Raw genomic sequence first — 12617 nt, 5'->3', positions numbered from 1 at the left:
TCGGTCAGGTCACGCGGGCACCGGCGGCCCTAGGTCAGGGCCTTGCGCAGCCGCTCCTCGTTCACACGCCAGAAGGTGTGCTGCGCGCCGTCGATCAGCACCACCGGAATCTGCTCCCAGTACTGGCGGTTGAGCTCCTCGTCCTGAGTGATGTCCTTCTGCTCCCAGGGCACGCCGAGCTCGCCGCACACCTTCTCGATGACGGTCTGTGCGTCGTCGCACAGATGGCACCCCGGCTTGCGGATGAGAGTGACGAGCCGGTCACCGGGTTCCTGATCGGTCTTGCGCCGAAAGATGGGACTCATGTCGGCCATTCTCGCCCCGCCGGGACGAAGAGGGAGCCGGAGCACCACAACCCGACGCACCCGGCCGGCGCCTCGACGCCACGCCGATGCAACCGATCCTTTAACGACACGGTCGTGGAGAGTTCACAGCCTCCAAACCTCACGACTCCGGAACCACTGAACAGACTGGCTATGCTCGCGTCATGGCCGCTCTCGGATGGCTCACTCCCCGTAGGCGCTCCGCCACGGCGAGGAGCGTTTTGGCAGGCGAGGCCTCGGCGGAGGCCGCGCGCAAGTCCTCGCAGGACGTCGCCGCACAGGACAAGGACGTCGCCGAGGACCGGGAACCGGACTTCCCGGTCCTCGGCGACGACAAGGCCGCGGCGTTCTTCGACCTGGACAACACCGTGATGCAGGGCGCCGCGTTGTTCCACTTCGGGCGGGGCCTGTACAAGCGGAAGTTCTTCGAGACGCGTGACCTGGCGAAGTTCGCCTGGCAGCAGGCGTGGTTCCGGCTGGCCGGGGTCGAGGACCCCGAGCACATGCAGGACGCCCGCGACTCCGCCCTCTCGATCGTCAAGGGCCACCGCGTCGCCGAACTGATGTCGATCGGCGAGGAGATCTACGACGAGTACATGGCCGAGCGGATCTGGCCGGGTACGCGGGCGCTGGCGCAGGCGCACCTGGACGCGGGCCAGAAGGTGTGGCTGGTCACGGCCGCCCCGGTGGAGATCGCGACGGTGATCGCTCGCCGCCTCGGCCTGACCGGTGCTCTCGGCACGGTCGCGGAATCGGTCGACGGCGTCTACACGGGCAGGCTGGTCGGCGAGCCGCTGCACGGACCGGCGAAGGCCGAAGCGGTGCGCGCGCTCGCGGTGGCGGAGGGGCTGGACCTCTCGCGCTGCGCCGCGTACAGCGACTCGCACAACGACATCCCGATGCTCTCGCTGGTGGGCCACCCGTACGCGATCAACCCCGACACCAAGCTCCGCAAACACGCCCGCACCTACGACTGGCGCCTGCGCGACTACCGCACGGCCCGCAAGGCTGCGAAGGTCGGCCTCCCGGCGGCGGCCGGCTTCGGCGCGGTGGCGGGCGGCACGGCAGCGGCCATCGCGCTGCACCGCCGCCGCCGCTGAACGCCTCCACGACCGACGCCGGAAAGGGCACCCACGGCCACCACGGCCCGGGCCTGCCCGGCAACGGTCCCGGACGCCCACCCGGCGACCGCTGAAACCGGGGCGGCCGGGCGCCACCGTCCCGGCGGTCCGCGACCAGGACGGGCGGGGTGCCGCCGGCCGACGCCAGGGCAGGCCGGATGCCACCGGCCCGGCCGTCCGGCGGGGCGGGTTCGGCACCGCGTCCCCGTTCGCGGCCGGACGGGCCGGAGACCAGGGCTTCGCTCACCTGTCGCACGTTTCACTGGTTGGAGTGAGCGCCGGCCGTCGGCCGATCTCACGGCGACGGGTCATGGGCGGGTGCCGCTACCCATGCCTGGTGACTGTGCGTGACTGGCGGTCGTCCCCGCCGCCGGGCCGGGCCCCACCGTCACCCCGGCGGTGGCGTTCACCTCTGTACGCCGCTCCGAAAGCGATCGCATTCCGACCGTCTTACCCCCGCGCCGGCCCCACCACTCCCCCTCATACCGACCCGGCCACAACACGCCCCGTACTGAGCCGGAAGTCGGACCGAACCGGTCAACAATCGGTCACTCTGCGGTACTTGAGCGAGCACCAATCGGTTACAGAAGCGACGTAATCGATGATTTGAGCAACTGGGTGTAGTGCTGCCTGTACTAAGCGTTATTCTCCTCAGACGCAAACCGGTACCCCTCCGTCGCTACGACGGGTGAACGGTCCCGCACTGCACGTGATGGAAGCTCTGCCTCTGGGAGTCCCGTGTACCCACACGTCGGGGTTGACGCCTCGGGCCTGGCTACGCTGCGCGCAACGGTCCTCGACCTGTTGCGCGGCTTCGTCCCCACCGCGTATGCCGTCCCCGCCTTCGCCACCGCCGCGCCGATCGGTCCGTGCTACGCACTGGCCGACGGCAGCGCCGCGGTCGGCAGCCGACGGGGCCGCTCCGGCTCGGCGGCCACCACCGCACGCCGACCGGCTGCGGACAGTGACAGCGCACGCATGATGGACCTCGTGGAGCGCGCCCAGGCCGGCGAGGCCGATGCGTTCGGGCGCCTGTACGACCAGTACAGCGACACCGTCTATCGCTACATCTACTACCGGGTGGGCGGCAGAGCGACCGCCGAGGACCTCACCAGTGAGACCTTTCTGCGTGCCCTGCGCCGGATCGGCACCTTCACCTGGCAGGGGCGCGACTTCGGTGCCTGGCTCGTCACCATCGCCCGCAACCTGGTGGCGGACCACTTCAAGTCGAGCCGGTTCCGCCTCGAGGTCACCACCGGGGAGATGCTCGACGCCAACGAGGTCGAGCGGTCACCCGAGGACGCCGTCCTCGAATCCCTCTCGAACGCTGCCCTGCTCGACGCCGTGCGGCGACTCAACCCCCAGCAGCAGGAGTGCGTGACACTCCGCTTCCTCCAGGGCCTCTCCGTCGCCGAGACCGCCCGCGTGATGGGCAAGAACGAGGGCGCGATCAAGACCCTCCAGTACCGGGCCGTCCGCACCCTCGCCCGGCTCCTGCCCGAAGACGCCCGCTGAACCCCGCCGACCACATCGAGCCGCTCCTCCGTCCCCGCCGGGCACAGGCGCCACCCATGTCCACCGTGCCCGGCCGCACACGTTCCGCCACCTTCAACTCACTTTCCGTGCGGGCATGTTGGATTCGCGGTCCGATCATCTATCGTCCGTAACCCAAGTGCCGGGCCGCTCGTTGTGCGGGATACAGGCTCCCTGTGGTCACCCCCTGACCGTCCCCCTCCACTCGTTCGTGTGGATGCGGACAGGGCGTGCAACCCTCAGGATCCCCTGGGGAGTCGACCGTCATGATGAGAGGAGGTGCCGCCAGTGATCGCGAACGTATCGGCGCACCGGCGGGCGAACGCCTTCGCCCAGGCCCTGGAGTTCCAGTCCGACGACCGGGGCACGGCGGCCGAGCAGTCCGGAGGATCGGCTCCGGCCCCGGCTGATGCGGAACGGACGGAGCAGGCCCACCTGTTGGGCCTCGCGATCCGTCTCGACGAGCTGCCGAGGCCGACGCTCGATCCCGAGGTGAAGGTCGTCCACCGCGCGCGGCTTGTGGCCGCGATGGAGGCCATGCTGCGGGAGGGCACGGCTCCCGGAGGCGAGGCGGCGGACCCTTCGGTGCCCGGTCGGAAGAGGGGCGCGGCTTCCGCGGAAGGACGGCGGGAGACAGGAGCGCACTCCCACCGGGCCCGGGGGGCGCACCGGGCAAGCCCGCTGGGGAAGTTGCGTCCCCGGACGCGGCTCACCAAGGGCCTCGCCGCGGGCGGACTCAGCGTCGGCGTGGCGGCGGCCTCCTTCGGTGGAGTGGCCGCTGCCAGTAACGACGCACTGCCCGGTGACTCGCTCTACGGCCTCAAACGCGGCATCGAGGACGTCAAACTCGGCATGACCGAGGGGGACGACGACCGCGGGCGGCTCTACCTCGACCAGGCCTCCAACCGGCTGAACGAGGCCCGCCGGCTGATGGAGCGCGGCCGTGGCGGCCGGCTCGACCACGAGTCCCTCGGCGAGATCCGCCGCACGCTGTCCGGCATGCAGCACGACGCGTCCGAAGGCCACCGCCTGCTGCACGAGGTGTACGAGCGCAACGGCTCGCTCGCCCCCATCCAGGCGCTCTCCGCCTTCACCCAGTCCCACCGCGAGGCCTGGGGCGCCCTGCGCGACCGGCTGCCCGTCCAGCTCGGCGACGTCAGTCAGCAGGTGACGTCGGTCTTCGAAGCCATGGACCAGGAGGTTGCCCCGCTGCAGTCGCTCCTGCCGAATCCCCCGTCCTCGGACGGCACCGGCCGGCACCGGAGCTCCGCTCCGAGCGCCACCGACTCGACCGGCTCGGACGGACCCGCCCCCAGCACCACCGGCGGCTCCGCGACCAGCAGCGACGACAGCGGCAAGCCCCAGCCGTCCTCGTCCAAGAGCAGCAGCGACGGGCTGCTCGGCGGCAACACGGGCGGTCTGCTGGATCCGCCGAAGGACAGCGGCAGCGGTTCGCCGTCGTCGAGCAAGAGCCCGTCCGAAACAAATGTGACACTGCCGCCGCTGCTTCGCGGGTTGCTGCCGGGACTGGGCCTCAACAGCGAGAAGAACAAGTAGGGCCACGGCGGCTCCGACGAGAACGGGGGCGCCCCTGGTCGCAGGGGCGCCCCCGTCGTCGTATCCGCAGCAGCGGGAAGGTGCCAGACGCGGGAGAATCCCGCGGTCAGAAGAACACCGAACGCCGCTGCACCAGCAGCTTGTACAGCGTGTGCTGGATCTGCTCCCTGACCTGGTCCGTCAGGTTGAACATCAGCATCGGGTCCTCCGCGGCCTCCGTCGGATAGCCGTCCGTGGGGATCGGCTCGCCGAACTGGATCGTCCACTTCGTCGGCAGCGGGATCGCCCCCAGTGGACCGAGCCACGGGAACGTCGGAGTGATCGGGAAGTACGGGAAGCCCAGCACCCGGGCCAGGGTCTTCGCGTTGCCGATCATCGGGTAGATCTCCTCCGCCCCGACGATCGAGCACGGAATGATCGGCGTCCCGGTGCGCAGCGCCGTGGAGACGAAGCCGCCACGGCCGAAGCGCTGCAGCTTGTAGCGCTCGCTGAACGGCTTGCCGATGCCCTTGAAGCCCTCCGGCATCACACCGACCACCTCGCCGCGCTCGAGCAGTCGCTCGGCGTCCTCCGCACAGGCCAGGGTGTGACCGGCCTTGCGGGCCAGTTCGTTGATCACCGGCAGTACGAAGACCAAGTCCGCCGCGAGAAGCCGCAGATGCCGGCCCGCCGGATGGTTGTCGTGCACGGCGACCTGCAGCATCAGGCCGTCCAGGGGCAGGGTGCCCGAGTGGTTGGCGACGATCAGCGCCCCGCCCTTGTCCGGGATGTTCTCGACGCCCTTCACCTCGACCCGGAAGTACTTCTCGTACATCGGCCGCAGCAGCGACATCAGGACCTGGTCGGTGAGCTCCTCGTCGTAACCGAAGTCGTCCACCTCGTAGTCGCCGGTCAGGCGGCGGCGCAGAAAGGCCAGAGCCCCGGCGATGCGTCGCTCCAGGCTCCCTTCCTGGGCGACTGCGGGCGGCTCTTCCTCGCGCGTCACGGGAACATCATCCTGCGGGATCGCCCTGTCCGACAGGGGCTGCACCTCACGGACCACCGCGGGCTCGCTCCCCCTCCGGCTCCCCGCGCCCCGGCGCCGCTGCGGCCGCTGCGCGGCAGCCCCGCGGGACCGGTCGTCGTCGAACGGAATGACCTTGGCATCCGCCATTGTTGATGCGCTCCTCAGTTGGCGCTCTGCGTCGGGGGGTGCCCACCGCCCAGGACGGGCAGCGCGGCGATCCTGTCGATGGCCCCCGCGAGGGCCTCCGGCGGCAGGAGTCCGGGGCCGCGGCTGCGCGCGAAGTCCGCGAACGTCTGCGCGGTCGTGTACTTCGGCTCGTATCCGAGCGTCACACGCATCTGTTCCGTCTCCACCACCCGCCCGTGGGTGAGTAGCCGGATCTGCTCGGGAGAAAAGTCCGTCATACCCAGAGTACGCATCGCGGAGCCTACCCAGGTGACCGCGGGCAGCAGCAGCGGGGCGGTGGGCCGCCCCAGGCGACGTGCACACTGCGACAGCAGCAGCACCCCGTCCCCGGCCACATTGAACGTGCCGCTGTTGAGGGTGCCCCGCTGCGGCTCGTGCGAGCCGATCCTCAACACCTCGATCACATCGTCCTCGTGCACGAACTGCAGCCGCGGGTCGTAGCCGAGGACGGTCGGCAGCACGGGCAGCGAGAAGTACGACGCGAGGGGCGAGTCGGCGTTCGGGCCCAGGATGTTGGCGAAGCGCAGCACACAGACCGCGACATCGGGCCTGCGCCGGGCGAAGCCCCGTACATACCCCTCGACCTCGACGGTGTCCTTGGCGAAGCCACCGCTGGGCAGCGACTTGGGCGGGGTCGTCTCGGTGAAGACGGCCGGGTCGCGGGGCGCGGATCCGTACACGTTCGTACTGGACTTCACGACCAGCCGCTTGACCGTCGGGGACTTCTGGCAGGCCCCGAGCAGCTGCATGGTGCCGATGACGTTGGTCTCCTTGACCGTGGCCCGGCTGCCGCTGCCCAGCGGGGTGCCGGTCACGTCCATGTGGACGACCGTGTCGACGGAGTACTCGGCGAGCACCCGGGCGATGGTGGGCTGGCGGATATCGGCCCGAATGAAGTCGGCACTACCCAGATGGTGCTCAGGCGGGACCGCGTCCACCGCGATGACGCGGTCGACCTCCGGGTCACGCTGGATCCGTCGTACGAACCGGCCACCGAGTCGGCGGGCCACCCCGGTCACAAGCACGACCTTGCCCAAGTTCAGCGCCTCTCTTCCCGTCGCGTCCACTGGGGCACGCTTCTGCCCGACAGCCTGCCGCGTTCCCCGTATTCCGCCAACTTAGCCTGTTGATGTTGCGCTGTGATGACCACCCGATGCACGAAGTGACGACACGCACGAACGTGCGATCAGAACAAGTCATACGACTGACGGACGTCCGCACGGATCGCCGCGGCCGGGCGGACCGGAGACGACCCCCACCGCGCTCCGGCGGAAGCCGCCCCCCAGGCAAGACAAAGGCCCCCCACCAGCAGTGGGGGGCCGACGCGCGCACCGGCGCACAGCAGCAAGGGCGCCCTCGCGGGGGCCGCTCCTTACTTCTTGTTGCGACGCTGTACGCGGGTGCGCTTGAGCAGCTTGCGGTGCTTCTTCTTGGCCATCCGCTTACGCCGCTTCTTGATAACAGAGCCCACGACTACCCTCGCTCACTTCTTCACTCGGTGCTGGGCGCCATGGGCCCACACGACCTACGAGGGGCCTAGCCTACCCGCCCGAGCGCTGAGCTCGTAATCGAGGTGACCCGGGAGGCCGTACGGAGACCTCGCCGGGCCGACCCCATCGGGCAGCCGTCAGGCCGTCTCCACCCCCACATAGCTCTCGCGGAGGTACTCGTGGACCGCTTGCTCCGGTACCCGGAAGGACCTCCCCACCCGGATCGCCGGCAGATGACCGCTGTGCACCAGCCGGTACACGGTCATCTTCGACACTCGCATCACCGAGGCGACTTCCGCCACGGTCAGGAACTGAACCTCGTTCAGAGGCCTCTCGTCAGCTGCAGCCATGACACACCTGAACCTTCCGCACTCGACGGCCGCCGGCTTCCCCTTCCGGTGACTCTTCGTCGCTGCGTGCTCACTCCCCAATGTAGGTGCGGATGATGCAAGTGGGGAAGAGGGGATGCCATCGGCGGCCTACTGTGACAGACACGCTCGATTGAGTACATAGCGAGTAAGCGGTCGGTAGTAATGAGACCGCACAGCGTCATCGAGGGGAACGACGACTGACACGCGCCCCTCGGCCTCACCAACGAAGAGAGCGGGATCGTCTGTGTCGGCCAGGCCGATCGCGTCGAAGCCCAGTTGACCTGCTCCGCAGACCCAGCCATGATCCCCGATGACGAGTTGCGGCAGCGGCCCGCCGGACTCGGCGGCCGCGGCCAGCACGGTGCGCACCGGCAGCGGCGAATGCGTGTGTGCGCCGGGCTCACAACCGGCCCCTCCGGGCTCCGGGTTCCTTACGAAACCCACTCCCCGTACGTAATCAAGGTCGTACGTGCGTAGACCGAACCGGGTCGTTATGTCGACACGACGACCCTGCGCCGGGGTGAGGACAGTACATCCCGCCGTCGACAAGGCGTCCGCGAGTTCGGCGTAGAAGCCGAGCAACCGGTGCGGGTGACCGGTGCCGAGAAGGACCGTCGCCCCGTCCTGCGCAGCCTGGCCGATCCGCTGGGCGAAGGCCTCGAGACCCTCCAGCGTGCGCTGCGGGTCGATCACATCGTGCCCGGAGATCCGCTGGGGATCGGCCGAGCCCCCGCACTTGTCCGCCATCAGCTCGATCAGATCCCGATGACCCCATGTCCATTCGGGATCGAGGCCGATCAGCACGCGAGGGTCGCGGGCGGCGAACAGCCGATAGCTGCGCAGGCTCTCCTCGCGCGAGGTGGCCACAGGCCCGGCCAGCCGGGCGGCCAGCAGATGTGCACGCAGTGCACCGGTGCTCAACACGACAGCGATGCTGGCCCAATCGCCCCCGCCCTGCGCCCGGAATAGGGGAAACACCCCACAGTCGGCGTAACCGTGCGTCCAGGTACGCCACTTCGCCGCACATGCCGGGCACCCGGCAGCCGGCTACGCCAGCAGCCCGCGCAGCGGGAACACCGCCTTCCGCGCCGCCAGCACCGCCTGGTCGAGCCGGTCGGCCGGGTCGTATCCCGCGTCCCAGTCCGCGTACGACACGGGCCACCGGCCGTCCGTCATCCGCCCCGGCGCCAACTGCCGGGTCCGCGCGAACACTTCCTGCCGCCAGCTCTCGGGGATCACGGTCACCGGCTCGATCGGCCGCCCCGCCGCGATCGCGACCAGGTGCGTCCACGACCGCGGTACCACCTCCACGACCGCGTATCCGCCGCCGCCCAGCGCCACCCAGCGGCCGTCGGCGTACTCGTGCGCCAGGTCGTGACACGCCACCTGCACGGCACGCTGCGCGTCCAGCGACACGGCGAGATGGGCGAGCGGGTCCTCGAAGTGGGTGTCGGCACCGTGCTGGGAGACCAGCACCTGCGGACGGAAGTCGGCGACCAGCTCCGGCACCACGGCGTGGAAGGCACGCACCCAGCCCGCGTCCCCGGTGCCGGCGGGCAGCGCCACGTTCACCGCGCTGCCCGCCGCGTCCGGCGCGCCCGTCTCCTCCGGCCACCCGGTCTGCGGGAACAGAGTGCGCGGATGCTCGTGCAGCGAGATGGTCAGGACCCGCGGATCGTCCCAGAACGCCGCCTGCACGCCGTCCCCGTGGTGCACGTCCACGTCCACATAGGCGATCCGCTCGGCGCCCAGCTCCAGCAGCCGGGCGATGGCGAGGGAGGCGTCGTTGTAGATGCAGAACCCGGAGGCACCGCCCGGCATCGCATGGTGCAGCCCGCCGGCGAAGTTCACGGCGTGCAGGACGTCCCCGCGCCACACGGCCTCCGCCGCCCCGACCGACTGCCCGGCGATCAGCGCGGACACCTCGTGCATCCCGGCGAAGGCCGGATCGTCCACGGTCCCGAGTCCGTACGATCCGTCCGCCGACGCCGGGTGCGCGGACGCGGCCTTGACGGCCTCCACGTAGTCCTCCCGGTGCACGAGCCGCAGCGTCGAGTCGCCCGCGGGCTTCGCCGCGACCACCTCGACCGCCCGGTCGAGCCCGAACGCGTCGACGAGTTTCCTGGTCAGCGCCAGGCGGACCGGGTCCATCGGATGGTCCGGACCGAAGTCATAGCCCGTTACTGCCTCGTCCCACATCAGCTGTGCGCGGCCGCTCATGCCCGTCACCGTATCGGTCCGCTCCCGGCGCGAACGAGCGGGCGTACACCAGTGTCACCAGCACCAACGCCATCGGCACCAGCATGGCCCCCCGGTAGCTCCAGGCGTCCCCGAGCGCACCCACCAAGGGCGAACCGATCAGAAAGCCCACGTAGTTGAAGATATTGAGGCGTGCGACGGCCGTGTCCGAAGCCCCGGGGAACAGCCGCCCGGCGGCCGCGAAGGTCTGCGGTACGAGAACGCACAGCCCCAGGCCCAGCAGGGTGAATCCCAGCATCCCGACCCACGCCCCGGGCGCCCCCGCCACCACCGCGAACCCGAGCGCCGCCACCAGCGCGCCGAGCCGTACGACCGCCACGGCCCCGAACCGCCGCACCCCGAAGTCACCGATGGACCGCCCGAGCAGCGTGGTGACCATGTAGACGTTGTACGGGACCGTCGCCAGCTGCTCCGAGCTGCCCAGCGTGTCCTGCAGATACTTGGCGCTCCAGTTGGAGACGGTCGAGTCCCCGATGTACGCGAACGTCATCACCAGGCAGAGCGGCAGCAGCAGCCGGAAGGCCAGCGGGCCGGACTCGGCGCCCTTCGCGTCCGGCTCCGGCCCGCTCCCGTCGACGTACCACCGGCTGCCGATGAGCGTGGCCGGCAGCAGCACCGCGACCACCGGCAGGTACGACACCCACAGCGCCAGATGTCCGTGCGCGCCCACCCAGGCGAGCGAGGCGCCGACGATCCCGCCGAGGCTGTACGCGGCATGGAAACCGAGCATGATGCTGCGCCCGTACGTCCGCTGAAGGCTCACCCCGAGCATGTTCATCGAGGCGTCCAGGGCGCCCACGGAAAGCCCGAACGCCGCCAGGGCCACGGCCAGCGCGGCCATGTTCCCGCCGAGACCCACGCCGAGGAGGGTGAGCAGCACGACGGGCTGCGACCAGCGCAGCAGCCTGCTGGGCCGCACGCGCTTGACCAGCTGCTCGGTGGTCACGCTGCCGACGCCGGCGAGGATCGGCACGGCGGCGAGGAAGACGGGGAGCAGCGCGTCGGAGACGCCGTACCGGTCCTGGATGGCCGGGATACGGGTCACCAGCAGGGCGAAGGTGGCGCCCTGGGCGAAGAAGCCGAACGCCAGCGAGGCCCTACCGCGCCGCAGCACATCTGTCATGGCGGCGAGAGTAGGACCCCGGGCTACCGGTGGGTAGATCCCGTCGAAGACGAATTTTGTTCAGCTTTACCGGGCGGAAGCGAGCGCCAGGGCGGGCTCGTCAGCGCTCTGGGCCTTCACCTCGGCGATCAGCAGCTGCGCCATCGGACGGGCGGCGAGAGCACCGCTGAGGACGAACCCGAGCGTCATCGCGACCGCGAGGACGACCGAGCCCATCCAGACCATCGTGTCGACCGGCAGCGTGTAGGCGCCCACGACCCGCACCACGCACTCCGCGAGCAGCACCACGCCCCACACGACCGAGAACACCCGCTCTGCCCGCCGGAAGGCGGAGGACCGGTCCTGCAGCCGCGCCCAGGCGGACTCCCTGGCCGCAACGCCCTTCACCAGCCAGGGCTTCATGCCCGCCGTCATCATCGGCTTCCCCATGACCACGGAGGCCAGGATCCCGATTCCGATCACGCTGCTGATCCCACTGTCCTTGGCGAGCATCAGCCGCGGGTCACCGGCGACGAAGCTGAGAAGCAGCCCGGCGACGTTCACGAAGAGGATGAGCGCGGCGAAGGCGTTGAGCGTCCGCTCCTTGACCACGCCCCATACGGTCCGCACGGCCGGCACGACGCTGCTGAGGCCGAGGGCCATCAGCGTGCTCGTCCCGAACCCGTCCTTGAACAGGTAGTAGGAACCGATCGGCACCGCGACGTCGATGATCAGCGGCAGGAAGTTCTGCTTCTTGCTCTCACCCTGGGAAACCGTGTTCGTCGTCATACCCTCAGCTTCGCCGCCGGGGCGGGTCCGCCGGTAGGAACGATCGTCCGCAGCTCGGCATGACAAATGTCAGCGCCGGGCCGGTGGCCCGGGTCATACCAGCAGGTCGGCCAACTCCCCCATGGTGGAGAAGAGTTGTGTGGCACCCACGAGCTTGGCCGCGGGCGTCATCGCGGTGAATCCGAACACGTCCATCCCGGCGGCGACGGCGGCCTGCACACCCAGTGGACTGTCCTCCACGACAACGCAGTTGCCCGGCGCGACCCCCATCCGCTCGGCGGCGTGGAGAAACAGATCCGGCGCCGGCTTCCCTCGTCCGACGTCCTGGGAACTGAAGATCCGCCCGTCGTCGAACCACCGGGTCAGCCCCGTCGTGCGGTGACCCACCCGGATACGCTCATGACTCCCGGACGACGCCACGCAGTACGGGGTCCCGTCGGCGGACAGTTTCTCCAGTACGTCCACGACCCCCGCCACGGGCTTCAACTCCCGTTCGAAGGCGGCGAAGACCCGTCCGTGGAAGACGTCGTCGAAGTCGGCCGGCAGCAGCCGTCCCGTGCGCTCCTGGACGAGGTCGTGGACTCGATGCATCGCGGACCCCATGTAGTCGCGGATGGAGTCCTCGTACGTCGTCGGGTGTCCGAGCTCGGTGAGGTAGGCGGCCAGCAGCCGGTTGGAGATGGGCTCGCTGTCGACGAGGACGCCGTCGTTGTCGAAGATGACGAGGTCATAGCGCATGGGTACGAGCGTAGACGAGCCCGAAAAACGAAAAACCCCGCACCATAGGTGCGGGGTTTTCCCAAGATTTGTTCGGCGGCGTCCTACTCTCCCACAGGGTCCCCCCTGCAGTACCATCGGCGCTGTAAGGCTTAGCTTCCGG

General features: G+C 69.7%; 13 protein-coding genes and 1 rRNA gene. 3 read left to right on the top strand and 11 right to left on the bottom strand.

Features of this window, described 5'->3' with window-relative positions; genetic code table 11:
* Positions 1-29 precede the first annotated feature (29 nt).
* Positions 30-314, bottom strand: a complete 285-nt coding sequence (locus ACWDA7_RS26880) for a glutaredoxin family protein (protein WP_450607001.1) — start codon at positions 312-314, stop codon at positions 30-32.
* A 173-nt stretch (positions 315-487) separates the two neighbouring features.
* On the opposite strand from ACWDA7_RS26880, the gene ACWDA7_RS26875 reads away from it, so the two are divergent.
* From ACWDA7_RS26875 to ACWDA7_RS26865, 3 genes are all read left to right on the top strand, one after another.
* The gene (locus ACWDA7_RS26875; protein ID WP_450606999.1) at positions 488-1423 is read left to right on the top strand and encodes an HAD family hydrolase; all 936 of its coding nucleotides are present in this window, start codon (positions 488-490) and stop codon (positions 1421-1423) included.
* 759 nt (positions 1424-2182) lie between these two features.
* On the top strand, positions 2183-2959 hold the full coding sequence (locus ACWDA7_RS26870) for an ECF subfamily RNA polymerase sigma factor, BldN family (RefSeq protein WP_450606997.1): 777 nt from the start codon (positions 2183-2185) through the stop codon (positions 2957-2959).
* A gap of 306 nt (positions 2960-3265) precedes the next feature.
* Positions 3266-4534 carry a DUF5667 domain-containing protein gene (locus ACWDA7_RS26865; RefSeq protein ID WP_450606995.1) on the top strand — a complete coding sequence of 423 codons (1269 nt, stop codon included), beginning with the start codon at positions 3266-3268 and terminating at the stop codon, positions 4532-4534.
* A 106-nt stretch (positions 4535-4640) separates the two neighbouring features.
* Here the strand turns inward: ACWDA7_RS26865 and ACWDA7_RS26860 are convergent, their stop codons facing one another.
* The 10 genes from ACWDA7_RS26860 to rrf all read right to left on the bottom strand — a co-directional run.
* Positions 4641-5687, bottom strand: a complete 1047-nt coding sequence (locus ACWDA7_RS26860) for a lysophospholipid acyltransferase family protein (protein ID WP_450606993.1) — start codon at positions 5685-5687, stop codon at positions 4641-4643.
* A 14-nt stretch (positions 5688-5701) separates the two neighbouring features.
* Positions 5702-6763 (bottom strand): NAD-dependent epimerase/dehydratase family protein, encoded by a 1062-nt coding sequence (locus tag ACWDA7_RS26855; protein WP_450606991.1) that lies wholly within the window; start codon positions 6761-6763, stop codon positions 5702-5704.
* Positions 6764-7098: 335 nt separating this feature from the next.
* The gene (locus tag ACWDA7_RS26850; RefSeq protein ID WP_003948845.1) at positions 7099-7197 is read right to left on the bottom strand and encodes a 30S ribosomal protein bS22; all 99 of its coding nucleotides are present in this window, start codon (positions 7195-7197) and stop codon (positions 7099-7101) included.
* Positions 7198-7353: 156 nt separating this feature from the next.
* Positions 7354-7566 carry a helix-turn-helix domain-containing protein gene (locus ACWDA7_RS26845; protein ID WP_166661820.1) on the bottom strand — a complete coding sequence of 71 codons (213 nt, stop codon included), beginning with the start codon at positions 7564-7566 and terminating at the stop codon, positions 7354-7356.
* Between the two features lie 129 nt (positions 7567-7695).
* On the bottom strand, positions 7696-8511 hold the full coding sequence (locus tag ACWDA7_RS26840) for a phosphatase (RefSeq protein WP_450606989.1): 816 nt from the start codon (positions 8509-8511) through the stop codon (positions 7696-7698).
* Between the two features lie 123 nt (positions 8512-8634).
* On the bottom strand, positions 8635-9807 hold the full coding sequence (locus ACWDA7_RS26835) for an acetoin utilization protein AcuC (protein WP_359405427.1): 1173 nt from the start codon (positions 9805-9807) through the stop codon (positions 8635-8637).
* On the bottom strand, positions 9758-10969 hold the full coding sequence (locus ACWDA7_RS26830) for an MFS transporter (protein ID WP_450606987.1): 1212 nt from the start codon (positions 10967-10969) through the stop codon (positions 9758-9760). The genes ACWDA7_RS26835 and ACWDA7_RS26830 overlap by 50 nt, the downstream gene beginning before the upstream one ends.
* Positions 10970-11035: 66 nt before the next feature.
* Positions 11036-11737 (bottom strand): VC0807 family protein, encoded by a 702-nt coding sequence (locus ACWDA7_RS26825; RefSeq protein ID WP_450606985.1) that lies wholly within the window; start codon positions 11735-11737, stop codon positions 11036-11038.
* A gap of 93 nt (positions 11738-11830) precedes the next feature.
* Complete coding sequence (locus ACWDA7_RS26820; protein ID WP_450606983.1) at positions 11831-12475, bottom strand: HAD family hydrolase; 645 nt, start codon at positions 12473-12475, stop codon at positions 11831-11833.
* A gap of 70 nt (positions 12476-12545) precedes the next feature.
* Positions 12546-12617: ribosomal RNA gene (gene rrf / locus ACWDA7_RS26815) — 5S ribosomal RNA — on the bottom strand; the annotation flags it as partial.

This window comes from Streptomyces sp. NPDC001156 (assembly GCF_053598275.1).
Note: the sequence above shows the minus strand (reverse complement) of the source record. Positions and strands in the feature narration are given on the sequence as shown.